Genomic DNA, 20398 nt, shown 5'->3' with positions numbered 1-20398 from the left:
GGCGATCACCGCTCCAAGACTGACGAGCGGGCCGATCGCCAGCGTAATGCCGCCGTTCAGCATGAGCAGCGCCTGCGCCATGGTGACGAGCGCGAGCGGGAACCAGTTCTGCGTGAACTTGGAGAAGCCGCCGATCGAAAGGATGCCGGGAAATAGCAGCGCGTAGATGACGAGAAAGGCTGCGACAACCAGATAGAGTCCGGCAAGGCCGCGGTTGCGGCGGAGCTGGATCGAGCCGTAGAGCCGGGATGACGAACTTGTGCTCATGCCGCCTCTCCCTGCGTCGCGGCCGTAATACCCATGGCTGCGCCAACAATCGCTCCTTCGCTGATTTCATCTTGCGACAGCGCCGCTGCGACGCGCCCCTCGCGCAGAACCACGACACGGTCGCAGAGATGCACGAGCTCCGGCGTATCGGAGCTAGCCAGAATGACGAGCCGCCCCTCGGCGGCGAAGGCACGGAGCATGAGGTAGATTTCCCGCTTGGTCCCGATGTCGACGCCGCGCGTCGGATCGTTGAGGAGCAGAACGGAGGGATCGAGCGGCAGCCATTTGGCGAGCGCCACCTTCTGCTGGTTGCCGCCGGAAAGCGCCTGCACCGGGCGGGCCGTGTCGCCCTTGATCGTCAGCCGCCGCGCGAGATCGGCGACCAGGCCGTTTTCCGCCGGCCGGTCCCGCAGGCCCTTGCTGGCGAGCCGTCCAAGCGAGGGCAAGATGAGATTGGATGCGATGGAGTGGGGCAGCACCAGCCCCTCATGCTTGCGGTCGGCCGGGACATAGACGATGCCGGCGGCATTCGCCTCGCCGACATGGGCGGGCAGGGCGGGTTTGCCGGTAACCTCCGCTCTGGAAGCCGCTGCCGGAATCGCGCCGTAGAGGCCAAGCAGCAGGTCTTCCTGCCCTTGCCCCACGAGCCCGCCGATGCCGACGATCTCGCCGGCACGGGCGGAGAAGCCGATGTCTCGCACCATGCCGGCGGAAAAACCTTCGACGTTGATGCGCATCGCGCCGGGTGCTGTGACGGAGCGCGGTGGGAACAGGTCGCCGGTCTCGCGGCCGACCATGAGGCGCACCAGGCCTTCACCGTCGATGCCGGACAGCGACTGGTCGGCGGTGACCAAGCCGTCCTTCAGCACCGTGACATGCGAGCAGAGCGCCTGCACTTCGTTGAGGCGGTGAGAAATGTAGAGAAGTGCGGTGCCACGGTCCTTGAGGGTCTCGATCAGACGGGCGAGGATGCCGGCTTCGTGTGCGGAAAGCGACGACGTCGGCTCGTCCAGGATCAGCACGCGTGGTTTGCGGAACAGCGCCTTGGCGATCTCCACCATCTGGCGGCGGCCAAGCGCCAGATCGGCGACCGGCATGTCGAGCGGCTCGGTGAGCCCCACCATATCGCAGACGTCCAGCACGCCGCGATGAAGCGCTCTGTAGTCGATGAGACCGAACCGGCGCGGAAATGCGCCGAGCCCGATGTTTTCAGCAATCGACAGACTGGCGGTGAGGCTCAGCTCCTGCTGAACGACAGCAATACCGGCCGCGCGCGCAACCGCCGGGCTGAAGCGCCCGACGGGCTTGCCATCGACGAGGATGGAACCACCGTCCGGCTGGAGGGCACCGGACAGGAGGTTGATCAGCGTGGATTTGCCGGCGCCGTTTTCGCCGAGCAGGGCGTGAACCCTGCCCGGCAGAAGGGCGATATCGACGCCCTTCAAAACGGGATTGCCGAAAAATCCCCTGAACACCTGCCGGGCTTCCAGCAGGGGTCTTTCTTCCGTCATGACGGCTTTCCTCAACCCGGGATTACTTGGTGGCAAGCAGCTTGTCGAAGAGCGCCTTGTCGTAGTCCGAGTAGATATAGCCGTCAGCCGGGAACTTGTCGGCCCGTGCGAGGTAGCTGCCGATCGTGCTGTCGTCGATGACAGGCAGCGGCACCTTGACGAAGGCTGGAACGTCCTTGCCTTCCAGCGCCTGCACGGCGGTGTAAACGGAAAGCGCGCCGAGCCAGTTGGGCTGCATGGTCGCCCAGCCCTTCAGTCCCTTCTCCTTCCAGAGTTCCAGGAACTGCCTTGCGTTTTCGCCTGTCGTCGGCACCTGGTCGCGGCCCTGGCGCTCGAAGGCGAGCACCGAGCCGGCCGACAGGGCGCCGCCGAGCGACAGCACGCCGTCGATTTCTGGATTGGCGAAAAGCAGGCTGGTCATCGCTTCCTGTGCCGGGGCGACGTTATATTCCGTGTTCGTCTCGGTGATCACCTGGAGACCGGGATTGGCATCGAGGACCGGCTGGGCGCCCTTGCGGCGGTCGTCGCTCACCGAAATGCCGGCCGGGCCGTTCATGATGATGATCTTGCCCTTGCCGCCGAGCTGGCCGACCATCCACTTGGCGGCGGTCGCGCCCCATTCGTTGGAATCGGTATTGATCTTCGCCGTCACCTTGTCGGTGTTGACAAGGCTGTCGAAATTCACGACGGCGATGCCCTTGTCGCAGGCGTCTGATATGACACGGTCGAGCGCGTTGGAGGAACCGGCGATCACGACGATGGCATCGACATTGGCGTCGATCATCGACTGGATATGCTGGATCTGCGTCTGGGCGTTGCCCTGCGCGTCCGTGATCATCAGGTCCTTCACAAGGCCCGCCTTCTTCAGCTCCTCCACTTCAGCCGTGATGGTGCCTTCGGTCTGCTTCATCCAGGTCGGCACCGAATAGATGTTCGCCCAGCCGATCGTATAGGGCGCCTTCCTGTCACCCTTGATGCAATTGGCGGCGGCTGAGGCCGTGCCGGCCGAAAAGACGAGGAGTGCCGCAGCGGCGGCGGCACCCGCAAGAAGGCGGCGGCGCAGCGAAGCGGAAATGCCGTTTTCAAGATTCTTCATGTTGATCCCCTTTTTTGTGTGCGGCAGCGTTGACGGCTTGCCATCTATGTCCAATATAATGTACATGTGATCTATATACCGGACGAGGCGATCTTATGCCGATTTTTTTACCTCGCAAGAGGGGTGCAAAAATTTCATTCGCGATGAATGACGGATCGATTGACAGATGCGGCAGACGGCTTGAAAAGCTTGGCCGGACAAAAAAGGATCGACAGCAATGGATGCAGTTCAGGACGAAGCAGCCGGCAAGCGCGCCCGAGGGCTCGACCGCGCCTTCGAGATCCTCGATTTCCTGCGCCAGAAGCGGCAGGCCTTGAAGCCGAACGAAATCGCCGCACAGATCGGCGCACCGCGCTCGTCGGTTTACGAGCTCGTCAACCTGCTACTGCAGAACGGCATTCTGGAATTCACCGGCGGCGAGGGGCGTGTCTATCTCGGCCGCAAGCTGTATTTCCTCGGCGCAGCCTATGAGAACCATTTCGACTTCACCCGCGAATGCGAGGCGGCGCTGGAACAGCTTGCCGACGAGACGCGGGAGACGGCGCAGTTCTGCATGCTGGATGGAAACAGATACACGGTCGTTCGCATGCGCGAAGGCGCACGCCCCTTCCGCATTTCGACGGATGTCGGGCAGTCGGTGCCGATCCCGTGGACGGCCTCGGGCCGCCTGCTCGTCGCGCATCTGTCGGATCAGGAGATCCTGACCTTCATTCCGCCGCAGGATTTTCGCCTGCCGAACGGCGAATGGCTCGAGCCGCAAACCTTCATCGCCGAGGTGCGCCAAGCCGAGCGTGAAGGTCTCTTCACCTTCAACAGCATCGTCGACAGTTTCACCCACTGTTTTGCCGTACCGGTGCGCGGCGAGGAAGGTCATGCCGCCGCAACGCTCTGCCTCGTCACGCCGCGCGACGATGGCATTGCCAACCGCGACCGCTACCTCGACTGCCTGAAGAAGGCCGCCGCCGGCCTCGACCATGCCCCGACCCGGCCGAAATGAGGCTGATGCCTGAGTATATCAAGGCATCGATGTCAGGTGGCACGGATGCTCGTGCTTAAGCCGGCATTCAATTCCATGCTCGTCAAATCGGATCATGCTCGCTCCGGCGGTGCTGCGGYGGGCACGGGACGCTAAGAAGAACTAGCCCATTGTCGTCTCAGCCGGGGCTCTTCGCCACGCCGGCAGATCCCGCTTGCCGGCCCGCGCTCGCATACCCCGGAGTAGCCACGCCGATCGTTGATTTCCGATTTCACGCCAATCCGGGAAATCTATTCACTCTTCCTCCGAAACTATGAAATTAAGTTTCTCTATAAAATTAATAGAGAACGTATTTTAGCAGTCCAACAGCCAATTTTATACTTGGCCTTGGGGAAGGCCGAGCTGTTGACGGCAAACGGAGAGGACTCGAAATGACACGGAAAATCAGACTTGGGGCATTTCTTCCCGGTGGCGGACAGCATGTTGCTTCATGGCGGCATCCCGACCAGCCGGCTGATGGCGCGACCAGTTTCGAGTTTCACAAACGTCTCGCTTTGACGGCCGAGCGCGGGCTCTTCGATGCCTATTTCCTGGCCGACGGACTGGCTGTCGGTTTCGGTGGAGCACGCGAAGGCGGCAACGCCCGCGTCGCCGGCTTCGAACCTGTGACGCTGTTCTCCGCTCTTGCGCCTTTCACCTCCCATCTCGGCTTTATCGCTACGTCCTCGACCACCTACGAAGAGCCTTACACGACCGCCCGCAAGTTCGCCTCGCTGGATCTGATCTCGGAGGGCCGCGCCGGCTGGAATGTCGTGACCACGACGGGCGACCTGACGGCGCAGAACTTCAACCGCGATACCCAGCTTCCGCATGCAGACCGATATCGCCGCGCTGCCGAGCATGTCGACGTTGTCCGCAAACTCTGGGAAAGCTTCGAAGACGACGTATTCATCCGCGACAAGGAATCCGGCGTGTTCTTCGACCCGTCGAAGCTGCACGACACCGACCACCGCGGCGAGCACTTCAACGTGCGCGGTCCGCTCAACGTCTCGCGATCGCCGCAGGGGCATCCCGTCATCGTCCAGGCCGGCCAATCCGAAGACGGACGCGGGCTCGCCGCAGCAACGGCCGAGGTCATCTTCACCGCCCATCAGCATATCGAAACCGCCCAGGAGTTTTACCGGGACATCAAGGCACGCGCCCGTGGTCTCGGCCGAAATCCGGATCACATCCTCGTCATGCCCGGTGTATCCGCTTTCGTCGGCAGGACCGAGGCGGAAGCGCGCGAGAAATACGACCGTCTGACCTCGCTCATCGTCGAAGAAGACGGGATCGGTCTCCTCAATGGGCTGACCGGCGGCACGCTCGACCTGCACGGTTATGACCTCGACGGGCCTCTGCCGCCCGCGCCGCCGACGGAAGGCATGAAGAGCCGCCAGGYCCTCATCCGCCAGATCGCCGACGAGAACAACTTCACCATTCGCCAGCTCTATCAGTGGATTGCCTCCGCCCGCGGTCACTACACCATCGTCGGAACGCCCGAACAGATCGCCGATACGCTGCAGAAATGGTTCGAGAACGAAGCTGCCGACGGCTTCAACATTCTTCCGCCCTGGCTGCCGACAGCGCTCGACGATTTCGTCGATCTGGTCATCCCGGAACTGCAGCGCCGCGGGTTGTTCCGGACCGCTTATGAGGGCAAGACGCTTCGCGAAAACCTCGGCCTGCCTTTCCCGACCAATCGATGGGCTGCAGGACGCGCAGCTCTCCAGGCAGCAGAGTGAGGAGCGGTCCATGTCTTATGAGATCAACCAGACTCTTCCGAGAAGCTTCGGCCGCCTGAAGAGCAGCGAAAGCAATATTTCCACTCTCGCCTCGCATGCGCGCGGCGTGCTCGCATCGCTTTTGCCGCGTTATGGCCTTCTCATCGGCTTCCTCGTGCTCTGGCAGGTGTCGAGCACCTGGGGCTGGGTCAATCCCGCGGTCTTCCCGCCCTTGAACGTGATCCTGTCCGCTCTTTGGACCAATCTTGCCAACGGCGCACTGCTGGATGACATCGCCATCAGTCTGCAGCGATCCGGAACCGCCTTCGCCTTTGCCGTGGTGATCGGCATTCCGCTCGGCCTGTTCATGGGCCAGGTTCGTGCTGTCGAACAGGCGCTCGATCCGATCCTGCAGCTCTTCCGCCAGACCTCGGCGCTGGCGCTCTATCCGGTCTTTATCCTGCTGCTCGGCCTCGGCGAGACATCCAAGATCTTCGTGATCTTCTGGGCGACGCTGTTTCCGGTCCTGCTCGCCACGATCAGCGGCGTCAAGGAGGTGGACAAGAAGCTTATCGAGATGGCGCGGACCTATGGCGCCGGATCGCTGGCGATCTTCCACCGCGTCATCCTGCCGGCGTCGGTGCCTGCGATCTTCGTCGGCCTGCGTCTTTCGGCGACGACTGCGCTTCTCCTGCTGATTGCCGCCGAGATGATCGGCGCCAACAAGGGCATCGGCTTCCAGGTGATGAACGCCCAGTACAATTTCCAGATCCCGCTGATGTTTGCGGCGATCCTTCTGCTCGCCTTCCTTGGGCTTGCAGCCAATGCCTTGCTCGTTTTGCTGCAGCGCCGCCTCTGCCGCTGGTCTCAGCCGAGCCGCTGACCTGCTTTCACCGATTTTCCACTTCCGAAAAGGACCACCACATGACATTCCATCCCCGCCACATCCTTCTGCCGGCTGTGATCGCTCTCGGTCTTGCCACGCCGGCCGCAGCCACCGATACGGTGAAGCTGCGCTACCTCGCCAGCCAGGGCGGTCTTGCCGCCCATGAACTCGCCGCCGAACTCGGTTATTTCGACGGCACGGGCATCACGCTGGAAAATGTCGGCTATGCCCAGGGTGGCCCGGCCTCCCTCATCGCTCTCGCATCCGGTGATGTCGAGATCGGCAGCGCAGCAACCTCCGCCGTCCTGAATTCGATCATCGGCGGCAATGATTTCGTCGCCGCCTATCCCTCGAACGGCATCAATGATGAGGTGCAGTCGACCTTCTACGTGCTGGAAGACAGCCCCATCAAGGGTATCAAGGACATCGCCGGCAAGAGCATCGCGGTCAATACGCTCGGCGCGCATCTCGACTATACCATCCGCGAGGCCTTGCATTCCGTCGACCTGCCGACGGACGCAGCCAATCAGATCGTCGTTCCCGGGCCGCAGCTTGAGCAGGTGCTGCGCTCCAAACAGGTGGATATTGCCGCCTTCGGCTATTGGCAGACGACCTTCGAGGGGGCCGCGCTCAAGAAGGGCGGCCTGCGCGCGATTTTTGACGATACCGACGTGCTTGGAGACATTGCCGGGGGCTTCGTGGTACTGCGCCGCGATTTCATTCGCCAGCATCCGGAGGTCTCGAAGATTTTCGTCGAGCAGTCGGCCCGCGCCCTCGACTATGCTCGCGAACATCCTGAGGAAACCAAGAAGATCCTGGCCAAGGCCCTCAGCGAGCGCGGCGAGAACGCTGATATCGCGCAATACTTCCGCGGCTATGGCGTGCGCGCCGGCGGCCTGCCGGTCGAGCGCGACATCCAGTTCTGGATCGACGTGCTGGTTCGCGAAGGCAAGCTGAAGCAGGGCCAGCTGGCGGCCAAAGACATCCTCTTTACCGCCGATGCCAAGCCGGCAAGCAACTGAGGAATGGTGATGAGCATCGCTGAGGACACCCGCCGCGGAGAAGTGACGATCCGTCACCTCTCCAAATCCTACAGGTTGAACGGGGCACCTMTACAGGTTCTCAGGGATGTCAACCTCCACGTCCGCTCCGGCGAAAGCCTCGCCATCGTCGGCGCCAGCGGCTCGGGCAAGACAACCCTGCTCAGGGTTCTGGCCGGTCTTGAGGATTCCGACACGGGCGAGGTTCTCGTCGATGGCAAGGCGGTGCGAGGCGTCGGCGCAGAGCGCGCCGTCATCTTTCAGGAACCGCGCCTTCTGCCCTGGCTGACCGTGCTCGACAATGTGGCCTTCGGGCTGAAAACAAGGGGCCTGTCGCGTGAGCAGGCGAGGGGACGGGCGCGCCATTATGTCAAGCTCGTCGGCCTGCAGCAGTTCGAGGCGGCCTATCCCCGACAGCTCTCCGGCGGCATGGCCCAGCGCGTCGGCATCGCCCGGGCTCTGGCCGTCCAGCCCGAGATCCTGCTGCTCGACGAACCGCTCGGCGCGCTCGACGCAATGACCAAGATCGGCATGCAGCAGGAACTCGCACGGATCTGGCGCGATGAGGATGTGACGACCATCCTCGTCACCCACGATCTCGAGGAGGCGATCTACCTGGCCGACCGGATCCTGATCCTGCCGCGGGAGAAGGGCGGCGAGCCGCGTCTGATCGAAATCGATCTGCCCCGCCCTCGCGACCGCAGCGCGCCGGAATTCGTTCGACACCGCGAAGAGCTGCTGAACCTGTTCGGACTGCACTGAAGTCTTCAGGCGTCAGCGCGCGCCGCATGGGACCTGATCCATGCGGCGCGCGGCAGTAGCAGTAGCGATGCGGAGGACGCCCGCGGAACGCTATTGCAACTTGCTCCTCGCTCCGGCGGTGAGATACGGCCGCCGATCCAGCTCGGCCGACCTGTAGGAACTGCGCAGCCGCAGCAGATCCTTGCGGGCGATCAGGCCGCACAATTTCCCTGAGGTCGGATCGACGATCGGAATGCGTCCGTCGCCGGTCGACAGCATCAGATCGGCGATGAATGCGACCGTATCATCCGGATGCCCCACCGGAACGGAATCATCAGTCACGTTTTCCGCAAGCGTCTGACTGGCGAGGTCCGGATTCCCCTGCCAGAGCAGAGCGTCGGCTCTCGATATGACGCCGGCTAGCCTGCCTGCTGCATCGACCACCGGATAGATCCGGTGCGTTTTCTGCTGAGAGGCGAAGAAATCGCACGCCTCTCCCACCGTCATGGTGACAGGAAGCGTGTCGACATCGCTGATCATGATCTCTGTTGCCCGGGATAGTTCGAACGGGTCGACGCCGTATTCGCGGGTGATGTGCTGACCGCGGCGCGCGATCTTCTCTGTGAGGATCGAGCGGCGCAGCAGAAGGACGGTGACGGCATAGGCCACCACGGTTGCGGCAAGCAGCGGAACGAGCGTGCTGACATCGCCGGTGATCTCCATCGCAAAGAAGGTTCCCGTCAGCGGCGCGCGCATGGTCCCCCCCATCATCGCCGCCATTCCGAGCAGCGCCCAGAAGCCGGGATCGTTGCCCGGCATGACAAGGCCGACCAGCCATCCGAGAGCACCGCCGAAGATGAGAAGCGGCGCAAGCACGCCGCCCGAAGTGCCGGACGACAGGGCAAACAACCAGATGACGGTCTTCACCAGCAGGATCGACATGACAGCCGGGGCGAGAAGCCGGTTGTTGAGCAAGCCATCGATAATGTCGTAACCGACGCCCATTGCCCGCGGCTCGATCAGACCGCCGAGGCCGATAACGAGACCGCCGAGCATCGGCCACCACATCCAGTGCATCGGCAAGGTTTCGAACAGGTCCTCGATCCGGTAGAGCAGTGTCGTCAGTAATCCGGATTGCAGGCCTGAGATGATGCCCATCGCCGCACAGGCGAAAATCCCCCACCAGGGCAAGTCTACCTGGAAGTGGGTCGGGAACAGCGGGCCGGTGCCGAACAGCAGCGGGCGCCAGCAGATCGACACGCAGGCGGCGACGGCGACGGGAATGAAGCTGCGCGGCTTCCATTCGAACAACAGCAGTTCGACCGCCAGCATGACCGCGGCAATCGGCGAACCGAAGATCGCCGTCATGCCTGCAGCCGCGCCGGCGACGAGCAGCGTCTTCCGCTCGGCCGCACTCATGTGAAAGAATTGTGCGAAAAGCGATCCGATCGCACCGCCCGTCATGATGATCGGCCCCTCGGCGCCGAACGGACCGCCGGTTCCGATGGAGATCGCCGACGACAGCGGCTTGAGGACCGCGACCTTCGGCGACATCCGGCTGCCGCCGATCAGGATCGCCTCGATCGCCTCGGGGATACCGTGGCCGCGGATCTTCTCCGATCCGAAGCGAGCCATCAGTCCGATGACGAGACCGCCCAGCGGCGGAACCAGCACCACCCATAGCGAACGCGGAACGGTAGCCAGAGAGGTGGGCTGGATGCCGATCTCTCCGAGCCAGATGACATTCGTCACCAGCGCGATGAGGCTGACGAGACACCAGGCGGCAAATGCGCCGGCGGTGCCGACAATAATGGACATGCCGACCAGCAGGAGGACCCGCCTGTCGGTGGTGAAATCGCCGGCCTCGCGCCGGGAAAGGCCGCCGGTGAAATCGTGCGGCCGGTTGCTTGGTTGATGCTGCGCCATGGAAGCCTCTGCTACGCGGAAATGGTACGCTTGAGGGCGTCAATATATCGTGATACGATATAAATCAATGGATGAAATCATGCAGACGAAAATGTCTCAGTAGATGCCTCCCTTGACCGGTTGTCGGGTGCCCCTCTATTCGAGATGGCCGAATGGCTCCCGACCATGGCAGCCGCTGAGGCAGAGGAGAAGAGCTTTGAAGAAGACCGCGCCGCCGCTGAGACAGGAGGATTACGAGGCTCTCGCCGACCTCAGATTCGCGCTTCGCCAGTTCATGGACTTCAGCGCCTCTGCCGCCCATGCGGAAGGGCTGCCCGTACAGCAGCATCAGGCCCTCCTGGCGATCAAGGGACAGCGGGGCGATGCCATGACCATCGGCATGCTGGCCGAGCGGCTGATCATCGCGCCGCACACGGCGACCGAACTTGTCGGGCGGCTGTCGGACGCGGGACTGGTCGAACGTCATGCCGATCCGGCCGACAGGCGCCGCCAGACGATTCTGCTCACTGACAAAGCGGACGAGATGCTGACGCGACTGAGCGCCGTCCACCTTTCAGAAATAAAGGAGATGGCCCCCAAGTTGATCGAGCTTCTCCTCGAACTCCAGAAGACGGCGTCAAACGCCAAATGACAATTGCGACATAGCCGAGTTCCCGACGTGCCGCTTTAACCCAAAAGCGTCTTCCTCAAGCGATGGATATGGGCGGCGCCAATGCCGCAACAGCCGCCGATGATGGTCGCGCCGGCTTCGGCCCAGGAGCAGGCATAACGCGAATAGGCGTCGTCATTCAGATCGGCGCGGGTATCGTGCAGGCCTTCATTGGCGGCTGCGTCGCCTGTTTCCCCTTCGAAGGCATTGGCATAGACGCCGATTTCGATGTGAGCATCCATCTTTCGGAAGACCCGGGCTGCCGTCTCCACAGCCGCCTGCATGACTTCGGGCTTGCTGCAATTGAACAGCAGAGCTTCAGCGCCCGATGAAACCGCCCAGGATGCCGCATCCTCGACCTTTTCTCCGGAGCGAAGCTTCGGTTCGCCGCCACTGATGGCTGCCTCGTCATCCGCCAATGTGAAGGAAATCCAGAACGGCTTGCCTGATGTCGCCACCGCCTTGCGGACGGCCTCTGCCTCGGCGATCAGGCTCAACGTCTCGCCGAGCCATATATCGACGAAGGGGCCGAGGTTCTCGACAAGCACCTGGAGATAATCCTGCACCCGCGAAGGCTGAAAATTCTGCGGCTCATATGAACCGAAGATCGGCGGCAGCGACCCGGCAACCAGCACCTTCCGATCGGTAACGGCATCCGCCGCCTCGCGCGCCAGGCGACCGGCGAGACGGATCAGCGCCGGCCCTTCCTTCCGGAACCGATCCTCGCCGATGTGAAAGGGCACGAGCGCATAGCTGTTCGTCGTAACGACCTCAGAACCGGCGGCGATAAATTCCTGGTGTACCCTACGGACGATATCCGGCGCATTGATCAGCGCCAATGCCGACCATTCCGGTTGTTTCAGTTCGGCACCCAGCCGCAGCAGCTCGCGGCTCATGCCGCCATCGAGAATTCGCGTCGTGCTCATGAAGCAGTCTCCATTCAGTCTGTCGCGCCGTCATCGGCGGCGGGCTTTTCATAACAAAGTGGGCGAGGTGCGCGTGGTTCGTGCGCCAGGGAGTTCATGGGCCGGTCCTGTTCCGTCGGCCTAGCGGCGAACCGGCACCTGCGCTTCGAGACCTCGAAAGACGCGGGCGATCACTGCGGTCAGCGCGAGATAGAAGAGGGTGACGACCAGCAGCGGTTCATAGACGAGCAGCGTGTCCTGCCGAACCTTGTTTGCCACGGCGTAGAGATCCATCACCGTCACCGTAAAGGCGAGCGGCGTCGCCTTGAGCTGCATGACGATCTCTCCCGCAATCGTCGGCAGGGCGATGCGAATGGCGCGCGGCAGCCAGATGCGGCGGGTCAGCATCCAGGGCGACAGGCCAAAGGCCCGGCCGGCTTCGAGTTCGCCCTTGGGAACGGCAAGCAGCGCGCCGCGCAACACCTCTGCCTCATAGGCTGCGTAGTTCAGGGTAAAACTGACGGCGGCGAAGAAGAAGCCCTCGCGCAGGATCGGCCAGAACAGGCTCTGGCGGATGCCGGGGACCATCGGCAGCAGCGAGCCCACCCCGTAGTAGAGAAGCCACAGCTGTATCAGCAGCGGCGTGCCGCGAAAGAAGGTGCAATAGCTGCGCGCCAGGAGCCGCGTCAGTCTGCCGCCGCTGACCTGCGCGAAGGCGAGGCCTATGGCGATGACGAAGCCGAACACCACGGAGATCACCAGCAGGCAAACAGTCTGCCAGGTGCCGGTCAGAAGCAGCGGCCAATAGGAAGAGATCCAGGTGAAACTCATGGGGCGCTTTCTTCAGGCAAGGCGCGGCTGTCCCCGCCGTACCCGTCCCTCGATCAGTTTGAAGACGACGTTGGAAACAAGCGTGATGGCGAGATAGAGAAGGGCCGAAGCAAGGAAAAAAACGAAGTAATGCTTGGTGCTTGCCCCGGCAAGACGGGTGGCGAGCGCCAGTTCCTGGTAGCCGACGACCGCCACCAGCGCGCTGTCCTTGGTAACCGACATCCACAGATTGGCAAGACCCGGCAGCGCGTTTGGCAGGAGCGCCGGCAGCAGGACCCGGCGGAACCTCAGCACCGGTCCCATGCCGAAGGCCTTGGCGGCCTCGATCTGGCCGACGGGAATGGCGAGGATCGCGCCGCGCAGCACCTCCGTCATGTAGGCACCCTGGACGAAGCCCAGCACGGCGACGGCCGCGACGAAGCCGTTCACATTGACCGGTGGCAGGTCCAACGCGGCGAGCAGCCGGTTGAGACCATCGGTGCCCGCATAATAGAGCCCGACGATCAGGATCAGCTCGGGAACGGCACGGATCAGCGTGGTGTAGAGATCGAGCAGGAGACGAAGCATGCGATTGCCCGAAAGCTTCCCAAGCGCGCCGCCCGTGCCGAGCAGCAGGCCGATCGCGAAGGCGCAAGCCGAGATGGCGACCGTGGAGACCGCACCTGCCAGAAGAACGCCGCCCCATCCCGGAGGATAGGGAGACAGCAGGTCCAGAATACCTTGTTGCGTGGTCGCCATCGTTGGGCTGCTTACTTCGCGCCGTAGATGTCGAAATCGAAGTACTTCTTGTTGATGGCGTCGTATTGGCCACTGGCACGGACGGCAGCGATGGCTGTGTTCAGCTTGGCTTTCAGTTCCGTGTCTTCCTTGCGCAGGCCGCCCGAAACGCCAGCGCCGAGAATCTCCTTGTCGTCGGCAACGTCGCCCATCTTGGCGCAGCAATCCTTGCCGCCATCGCTTTTGAGGAAAGCGTCAAGCGCCAGTGAATCGCCGAAGACATAGTCGATACGACCGGAAGCGAGATCCTGAAAAGCCTCGTCGAGCGTCTGATAGGTCTTTTCCTCCGCAACCTCGGCAAAGTACTTCTTGTAATATTCCGACTGGATCGTCGACACCTGAATGCCGATGGTCTTGCCCTTCACGTCCTCGGCAGTGGCGCCCGGCTTCTGGTCCTTGGGACCGATCAAGGTGCTCGGCGTGTTGTAATATTTGTCGGTGAAGTCGATCACCTTCGAGCGTTCCGCGGTGTTCGACATCGACGACCAGATCACGTCGAACTTCTTGCTCTGGAGCGCCGGAATGAGACCATCCCAGGAAATCTCGACGATCGAGCATTTCTCCTTCATCTCTTCGCATACGGCATTCATAAGGTCGATCTCCCATCCCTGCCATTGGCCGGAGGCGTCCTTGGCGAAGAAGGGTGGATAGGATTCGTTCATGACGCCGAAGCGGACTTCGGCCTGTGCGGTGACGGCGGAAAGCGCTAGCGCTACACCGGCGAACAGTGTGGGGAGCAGTTTCATTCGCAGGATTCTCCTGGTTTGTGTTGTCGATGATAGATCGATGCGCATCAGTGGGCGCTGAGGCCGGTGAATTCCCGGCAGCGGGCGCTGACCGGCGCCCCGAATATCTGCTCCGGCGAGCCTTCCTCCTCGATCCGTCCCTGATGCAGGAAGAGAACACGGCTGGAGACATCCCGGGCAAAGCGCATTTCATGCGTGACGATCAGCATGGTCCGGCCTTCTTCCGCCAGATCGCGGATGACCTTCAGCACCTCGCCGACCAGTTCCGGATCAAGCGCCGATGTCGGCTCGTCGAACAGCATGACATCAGGATCCACGCAGAGAGCTCTGGCAATCGCAGCACGCTGCTGCTGGCCACCGGAGAGGAAAGCGGGATAGGCGTCGCGTTTATCGAAGAGCCCGACCTTGTGGAGCAGGGCCTCAGCCTTTTCGATAGCCTCGCGCCGCGAAATGCCCATGACGTGTACCGGCGCCTCAATGACGTTTTCCAGCACCGTACGATGGGCCCAGAGATTGAAACTCTGAAAGACCATCCCCAATCCGGTCCGTATCCGCTCGATCTGCCGCCAGCTGCGCGGCTGCAGCCGGCCGCCCCGCCCCATCTTGAGCGCGATTTCCTCGCCGTTTACGGCAATGCGGCCACGATCAGGCGTTTCCAGGAAATTGATGCATCTGAGAAAGGTGCTTTTGCCGGAGCCCGACGAGCCGATGATCGAAATCACATCGGACTTTGCGGCCTGCGTCGAGATACCCTTGAGAACCTCTTGCGAGCCGAAGCTTTTATGGAGATCTTCGACGCGAAGAGCAGGAAAGGGTTGATCTGGCATGCATGGTTCCGGCTGAATTGAATTTGCGAAGGATAATGATAAAATAACGCGGTTTTTTCGCGCAGTTTTCATCTATTCTGCATATTTTATGCAAAATAATCTTCCTCGTGCGGCAAGTACGGCAGAATGCGCGAATTGTTGCGGCGAGAACTAGGACTGGACAATGGAACAACTCGATCGTTTTGACCGCGACATTCTCGATATCGTTCAGCGCGACTGCCAGCTGAAAGCCGAAACGATCGCCGAACGGATCGGACTGTCAGTCTCGGCCGTGCAGAGGCGGCTGAAGCGGCTGCGCGAAGAAGGGATCATCAAGGCGGAGGTGGCCGTCGTCGACCGCAAGGCGACGGGCACAGCGATGGTGTTCATCGTCGGGATGGAGATCGAGCGGGACAATTACGACGCGCTGGCCAAGTTCCGCCTCTGGGCGGAGAAGCAGGATCACATCCAGCAGGTCTATTATGTCACAGGCGCGGTCGATCTGATTGCGATCGTCACCGCCCGCGACGTCGAGCATTACGACGACATCGCTGCCTTGATCATGGCTGACAATCCGCAGATCCGCCGCATGCACACGAATGTCGTTCTGCGCGACGTCAAACTCGGCCTCTTCGTCCCGCTGGAATAGCGCAGACGCGATGGCTCCACCGGCATTGATCCCGACAAGCCGCTGGACTCGCATTTGACAAAGGGCATAATTCCGGGCGCAAATTCTCGGGAGGAATGATCGTTGACGTTACGACACCAGATCATCGCATTGGCGATCGTTCCGCTCGTCATTTCGATCCTTGCGATCACCACCTTCATCACATGGCAATCGGCAAACCTCGCCAAGAACAGCATCGACACGTTCGAGCAGAACATGCTGAAGACCAAGGAAGCCGAGATCCTCAACCTGACCAATCTTGCCCTGTCCGCCATCCAGACGATCTATGACAATGCCGGTTCCGACGACGAAGCCGCCAAGCAGCAGGTGGCGGCGATTCTGACCTCGCTCGATTACGGCAAGGACGGATATTTCTTTGTCTATGATTACGACGGCAACAACATCGTCCATCCGCGCCAGAGTTTCCGCCATGGGCACAATTGGCTCGACCTCACCGACCCGGATGGCGACAAGGTCATTGCCGAACTGATCGCCACGGCAAGAGCTGGCGGCGGTCTGCATCAGTACAAATGGCAGAAGCCATCGACCGGACAGATCGCCGACAAGCTCTCCTTCGTCGTCAGTCTCGACAAATGGCACTGGGTCGTCGGCACCGGCGTTTACCTGGATGATGTCTTTGCCCAAAGTGCCGCCGCCAATGCCGGGATGCGCGCCAACATAAGACGGACCTTCGTCATCGTCGCGCTGATCGCCGTGCCTTCGGTGCTCGTCGTTTTCACGACCTGCATGCTGCTGACGTTCCACGAGCGCCGCATGGCCGACAGCCGGCTCAAGGCGCTGACACAGCGGGTCATCGATACGCAGGAAGAAGAGCGCGCACGGCTGGCGCGCGAGTTGCACGACGGCATTTCCCAAAGTCTCGTCGGCGTGCGCTATGCGATGGATCTTGCCGGCCGCAAGGTCAGAACCAATGTCGACGACGCGGCTGTCACCATTGACCGCGGTGTCGAAGCGCTGAACAGCGCCATCAAGGAGATCAGGCGGCTGTCGCACGATCTGCGCCCGCGCGTGCTGGACGACCTCGGCCTGACGGCTGCTCTCGAGGCGCTGTGTTATCATTTTGCCGAGCGGACGGGGATCGAGACGAAAATCGACGCTTCGGGCTTCACCGACACGCTCAAGGCCGAAGCCAATACCGCGCTTTATCGCGTCGCACAGGAAGCGTTCAACAATGTCGAGCGGCACTCGGGCGCCTCCCGGCTTGCGGTCAAGCTCTGGAGCGACGGCGGCCGGGCCCGCATGACCGTCACCGACAACGGTACCGGCTTCGACGGCATCAAGGACGGGGTCTCCGGCAGATCAGGTCTCGGCCTGCGCAACATGCAGGAGCGGATGGCCCACTTCCGCGGCCTGTTGCTGATCAACAGCAGCGAGACCGGGACGACGCTGACGGCGATGATGCCGAAATCGGCCAATCGTCCCGCCGACCAGCAGGCGGAAGCCGCATGACGGAACGCCCGAAAATCAGGGTGCTCTTGATCGACAATCATCCGCTGGTGCTGGACGGGTTGAAGGCCGTGCTCGAAACATTCGAGCATATCGAAGTTGCCGGCACGGCCGGGCTTGCTCAAACAGGTCTCGAGATCGGCCGGCAAGTCCTGCCGCAGGTCGTGCTGATGGACATCAACATGCCGAAGCTGAGCGGCATCGATGCAATCGAATTGTTCAGGAACGAACTTCCCCAGGCGCGGGTCGTGATGCTCTCCATGCATGACAGCCGCGAGTATATTTCCTCCTCGGTCATGCATGGCGCTGCCGGTTACGTCCTGAAGGACGTTTCGACCGACGAGATCGTTTCGGCCATCGAGACCGTGGCAAGTGGGGGGACATATTTCTCGTCGGGCGTGTTCGACGCACTGATGGGCGAGCGCGCCGAGGAGGGGAGCGATCCCCTGACGCCGCGCGAACGCGACATTCTCGGGCTGATCGTTGCCGGCAGGAGCAACAAGGAGATCGCCGACGTGCTCGGGATAACCTCCGCCACGACGGAAACCCATCGCAAGAACCTCAAGAGGAAGCTCGGCATCACGACCACGGCAGGCCTTATCCGCTATGCGCTCGATCACGGCATCGTCTCGAAAGTCGGGTAAATCTAGCCTACCCACTTCTGGGTAGACCCCGGCATTTCGGCGGCGCGCCCATCTTGTGAGGACAAAATCAACGCCATAGGACTCCATCCACGGCTGGCCAAGTGCGAGCCGTTGGGAGGAATTCACATGTATTACATCAGCTTCCGATCGGTCGGAAAACCTCGGGCGACCCGAACCGGGCCTGCCGCGGCCGCCGGCTGACAGACCTGCCTTCCACGCCGACAACTGGAACATGGCGACCGCCGTCGCGGCGCCTGAAAGGTATTCCGACATGGAAAAACCACGTAGCAAGGCAGCGCTGTGGCTGCTCATCATTCCGTACATAGGTCTGCTCTGGCCGCCCTTCTACAATGTCCGCGAGCCGTCGCTTTTCGGCTTTCCGTTCTTTTACTGGTATCAGCTTCTCTGGGTGCCGATCACTGCGACGCTGACCTGGATCGCCTATCGGAGCACCCGCCATGACGACTGACATCAACGGCACGGCGCTTGCCGTCTTCATCTTCTTTTTCGCGCTCGTCACCGTCATGGGCTTCGTCGCCAGCCGCTGGCGCAAGCCGGAAACGCTGGCCCATATCGATGAATGGGGCCTCGGCGGACGCAACTTCGGCACCTGGATCACCTGGTTCCTCGTCGGCGGCGATTTTTATACCGCCTACACCGTGATCGCCGTCCCTGCGCTCGTCTATACTGTCGGAGCCTACGGCTTCTTTGCGCTGCCATACACCATCGTCGTTTACCCCTTCGTCTTCATGGTCATGCCGGTGCTGTGGAAACGCGCCAAGGATTTCGGCTATGTGACGGCTGCCGACGTCGTTCACGGTCAATACGGATCGCGCAGTCTCGAACTCGCCGTGGCGGCAACGGGCGTCATCGCCACCATGCCGTATATTGCCCTCCAGCTCGTCGGCATGACGGCGGTCCTGAAGGCGCTCGGGCTGCATGGCGAGTTGCCGCTGGCGATCGCCTTCATCGTGCTGGCGCTCTACACCTACTCCGCGGGTTTGCGCGCACCGGCGCTGATCGCCTTCGTCAAGGACATCATGATCTATATCGTCGTGATCGCGGCCGTCGCACTGATCCCGTCGAAACTCGGAGGTTACGCCAATGTCTTCGCCTCGGCCGATGCGGCCTTCCAGGCCAAGGGTTCCGGCAACCTGCTGCTCGGTGGCAATCAGTATGTCGCCTATGCCACGCTCGCTTTGGGTTCGGCGCTCGCGGCCTTCATGTATCCGCATACGCTGACGGGCATCTTTGCCTCCAACAGCGGCAAGACGATCCGCAAGAATGCGATCATGCTGCCCGCCTATACGCTACTGCTCGGTCTTCTGGCGCTGCTCGGCTATATGGGGCATGCCGCCAACCTGAAGCTCGACAGCGCCAATGACGTTGTTCCCACGCTGTTCAAGACGCTGTTTTCGGGCTGGTTCTCCGGCTTCGCCTTTGCGGCGATCGCTATCGGCGCGCTGGTGCCGGCAGCGGTGATGAGCATTGGTGCCGCCAATCTCTTCACCCGCAATTTCTGGAAAGCCTATGTCGACCCCGGCGTCAGCGATGCGGGTGAGGCCAAGGTTGCAAAGATCACCTCGCTCGTGGTGAAGATCGGTGCGCTTCTCGTCATCATCTTCCTGCCGACGCAGTTCGCACTCGACCTGCAGCTGCTCGGCGGCATCTGGATCCTGCAGACGCTTCCGGCGCTGGTCTTCGGTCTCTACACCAACTGGTTCCGTGCACCCGGTCTGCTTGCCGGCTGGTTCGTCGGCTTCGGCGGCGGTACTTTCCTCGTCTGGGATGCCGGTTGGAAGCCTCTGCATCTGATCAGCCTCGGCGGCGAACCCTTCACCGTCTACACGGGACTGCTGGCGCTTGCGGCAAACATAGGCGTTGCGGTTGTTGTCAATGCCCTGCTTCCAGTCAAAGCTCCGGCTCGGGCATAAGATTCAAATGCGAAGGGCAGCAAACGCTGCCCTTCGTAAAATCATGCCGCTTTGGCGTTCCAGCATAGACTGGAGGGAAATCAGGACGACTTAAAACTCTTCCCAATCGCCGGCCAATGCTGCATTCCCATTCGTCTGGAACGACTTACTCACTTTGGCAACCATCTGGCGCGCAGGCGAGGGCGCCGGTTGAGCATGTGGCGCCGCGGCAGCGGGCTGCGCTACGCGCTTCGGTGCCACCGCTCCGCCAATGTTGAACTGGCCCAGCAGCTGGAACAGTGCGTCGGCTTCCTTGGCCAGGTTGTGGGCGGCCGCTGTGGCTTCTTCCACCATGGCGGCGTTCTGCTGCGTGCCCTGATCCATCTTGTTGACAGCGGTATTGATCTCTTTCAGCCCCGTCGCCTGCTCTTGCGAAGCGCCGACGATGGCCCCCACATTGCCGTCGACCTGCTGTACCTGCTCTGCAATCTCTTTCAGCGCCTTTCCGGTCTCACCAACCAGGGCCACGCCGCTTTTCACGTGGCCATTCGAAGCGTTGATGAGTTCCTTGATTTCTTTTGCCGCCTTGGCGGAACGTTGCGCCAGCTCGCGCACTTCCTGAGCGACGACGGCAAAGCCCTTGCCGGCCTCACCGGCGCGGGCGGCTTCGACGCCGGCATTGAGCGCCAGCAGGTTGGTCTGGAACGCGATTTCATCAATGACGCCGATGATGCTGCCGATTTCGGTGGCGGAGGATTCGATCTTGCCCATGGCATCGACCGCATCC

20 protein-coding genes and 1 pseudogene are annotated in these 20398 nt (G+C 61.7%); 11 read left to right on the top strand and 10 right to left on the bottom strand.

All coding sequences use genetic code 11. The annotated features are described in order from the left end of the window. The 3 genes and pseudogenes from AC1D1Z_RS25250 to AC1D1Z_RS25240 form a co-directional block, all read right to left on the bottom strand. A pseudogene (locus tag AC1D1Z_RS25250) lies at positions 1 to 267 on the bottom strand (ABC transporter permease); the annotation flags it as partial. Beyond that, entirely contained in the window at positions 264 to 1778 is a 1515-nt protein-coding gene (locus AC1D1Z_RS25245; RefSeq protein WP_477851880.1) for a sugar ABC transporter ATP-binding protein, read from the bottom strand. The pseudogene AC1D1Z_RS25250 and the gene AC1D1Z_RS25245, both read right to left, overlap by 4 nt. A 22-nt stretch (positions 1779 to 1800) precedes the next feature. Further along, a complete protein-coding gene (locus AC1D1Z_RS25240) occupies positions 1801 to 2874 on the bottom strand; it encodes an ABC transporter substrate-binding protein (protein WP_026188806.1) in 1074 nt (357 codons plus the stop codon). 217 nt (positions 2875 to 3091) lie between these two features. On the opposite strand from AC1D1Z_RS25240, the gene AC1D1Z_RS25235 reads away from it, so the two are divergent. The 5 genes from AC1D1Z_RS25235 (at position 3092) to AC1D1Z_RS25215 (ending at position 8301) form a co-directional block, all read left to right on the top strand. Continuing rightward, a complete protein-coding gene (locus tag AC1D1Z_RS25235) occupies positions 3092 to 3871 on the top strand; it encodes an IclR family transcriptional regulator (RefSeq protein ID WP_028732419.1) in 780 nt (259 codons plus the stop codon). A gap of 410 nt (positions 3872 to 4281) precedes the next feature. Then, positions 4282 to 5634: an LLM class flavin-dependent oxidoreductase gene (locus tag AC1D1Z_RS25230; protein ID WP_477851878.1), complete on the top strand. Its 1353-nt coding sequence runs from the start codon at positions 4282 to 4284 to the stop codon at positions 5632 to 5634. A 10-nt stretch (positions 5635 to 5644) separates the two neighbouring features. After that, positions 5645 to 6496, top strand: coding sequence for an ABC transporter permease (locus tag AC1D1Z_RS25225; RefSeq protein WP_131646971.1), 852 nt, complete (start codon positions 5645 to 5647; stop codon positions 6494 to 6496). 41 nt (positions 6497 to 6537) lie between these two features. Next, positions 6538 to 7521, top strand: a complete 984-nt coding sequence (locus tag AC1D1Z_RS25220; RefSeq protein ID WP_131646972.1) for an ABC transporter substrate-binding protein — start codon at positions 6538 to 6540, stop codon at positions 7519 to 7521. Between the two features lie 9 nt (positions 7522 to 7530). Then, complete coding sequence (locus tag AC1D1Z_RS25215) at positions 7531 to 8301, top strand: ABC transporter ATP-binding protein (RefSeq protein WP_477851875.1); 771 nt, start codon at positions 7531 to 7533, stop codon at positions 8299 to 8301. Between the two features lie 90 nt (positions 8302 to 8391). Here AC1D1Z_RS25215 and AC1D1Z_RS25210 read toward each other — a convergent pair whose 3' ends face one another. Then, the gene (locus AC1D1Z_RS25210; protein ID WP_131646973.1) at positions 8392 to 10206 is read right to left on the bottom strand and encodes a chloride channel protein; all 1815 of its coding nucleotides are present in this window, start codon (positions 10204 to 10206) and stop codon (positions 8392 to 8394) included. Between the two features lie 196 nt (positions 10207 to 10402). Between AC1D1Z_RS25210 and AC1D1Z_RS25205 the strand changes: the two genes are divergently transcribed. Further along, positions 10403 to 10837: a MarR family winged helix-turn-helix transcriptional regulator gene (locus AC1D1Z_RS25205; protein ID WP_131646974.1), complete on the top strand. Its 435-nt coding sequence runs from the start codon at positions 10403 to 10405 to the stop codon at positions 10835 to 10837. Positions 10838 to 10872: 35 nt separating this feature from the next. Here the strand turns inward: AC1D1Z_RS25205 and AC1D1Z_RS25200 are convergent, their stop codons facing one another. From AC1D1Z_RS25200 to AC1D1Z_RS25180, 5 genes are all read right to left on the bottom strand, one after another. Continuing rightward, positions 10873 to 11781, bottom strand: coding sequence for a homocysteine S-methyltransferase family protein (locus AC1D1Z_RS25200; protein ID WP_018449085.1), 909 nt, complete (start codon positions 11779 to 11781; stop codon positions 10873 to 10875). 120 nt (positions 11782 to 11901) lie between these two features. Beyond that, a complete protein-coding gene (locus tag AC1D1Z_RS25195) occupies positions 11902 to 12591 on the bottom strand; it encodes an ABC transporter permease (RefSeq protein WP_047620519.1) in 690 nt (229 codons plus the stop codon). 12 nt (positions 12592 to 12603) lie between these two features. Next, the gene (locus AC1D1Z_RS25190; RefSeq protein WP_018449087.1) at positions 12604 to 13329 is read right to left on the bottom strand and encodes an ABC transporter permease; all 726 of its coding nucleotides are present in this window, start codon (positions 13327 to 13329) and stop codon (positions 12604 to 12606) included. A gap of 11 nt (positions 13330 to 13340) precedes the next feature. Then, positions 13341 to 14114 (bottom strand): transporter substrate-binding domain-containing protein, encoded by a 774-nt coding sequence (locus AC1D1Z_RS25185; RefSeq protein ID WP_129421292.1) that lies wholly within the window; start codon positions 14112 to 14114, stop codon positions 13341 to 13343. A 47-nt stretch (positions 14115 to 14161) separates the two neighbouring features. Beyond that, on the bottom strand, positions 14162 to 14941 hold the full coding sequence (locus AC1D1Z_RS25180) for an ABC transporter ATP-binding protein (protein ID WP_018246857.1): 780 nt from the start codon (positions 14939 to 14941) through the stop codon (positions 14162 to 14164). 163 nt (positions 14942 to 15104) lie between these two features. On the opposite strand from AC1D1Z_RS25180, the gene AC1D1Z_RS25175 reads away from it, so the two are divergent. The 5 genes from AC1D1Z_RS25175 to mctP all read left to right on the top strand — a co-directional run bounded on the left by AC1D1Z_RS25175 (position 15105) and on the right by mctP (position 19632). Further along, positions 15105 to 15569, top strand: coding sequence for an Lrp/AsnC family transcriptional regulator (locus AC1D1Z_RS25175; protein ID WP_018246856.1), 465 nt, complete (start codon positions 15105 to 15107; stop codon positions 15567 to 15569). A 102-nt stretch (positions 15570 to 15671) separates the two neighbouring features. Next, entirely contained in the window at positions 15672 to 17057 is a 1386-nt protein-coding gene (gene mctS / locus AC1D1Z_RS25170) for a two-component system sensor histidine kinase MctS (RefSeq protein ID WP_131646975.1), read from the top strand. Then, the gene (gene mctR, locus AC1D1Z_RS25165) at positions 17054 to 17698 is read left to right on the top strand and encodes a two-component system response regulator MctR (RefSeq protein WP_131646976.1); all 645 of its coding nucleotides are present in this window, start codon (positions 17054 to 17056) and stop codon (positions 17696 to 17698) included. Before mctS ends, mctR begins: the two co-directional genes overlap by 4 nt. 271 nt (positions 17699 to 17969) lie before the next feature. After that, a complete protein-coding gene (locus AC1D1Z_RS25160; RefSeq protein WP_018517713.1) occupies positions 17970 to 18167 on the top strand; it encodes a DUF3311 domain-containing protein in 198 nt (65 codons plus the stop codon). Further along, entirely contained in the window at positions 18157 to 19632 is a 1476-nt protein-coding gene (gene mctP / locus AC1D1Z_RS25155) for a monocarboxylate uptake permease MctP (RefSeq protein ID WP_047620514.1), read from the top strand. The genes AC1D1Z_RS25160 and mctP overlap by 11 nt, the downstream gene beginning before the upstream one ends. A 90-nt stretch (positions 19633 to 19722) precedes the next feature. Here the strand turns inward: mctP and AC1D1Z_RS25150 are convergent. Beyond that, positions 19723 to 20398: methyl-accepting chemotaxis protein (locus tag AC1D1Z_RS25150; protein WP_477851868.1), on the bottom strand; the 676-nt coding region annotated here is incomplete at its 5' end.

The organism is Rhizobium sp. P1_E1, assembly GCF_056406015.1.
Note: the sequence above shows the minus strand (reverse complement) of the source record. Positions and strands in the feature narration are given on the sequence as shown.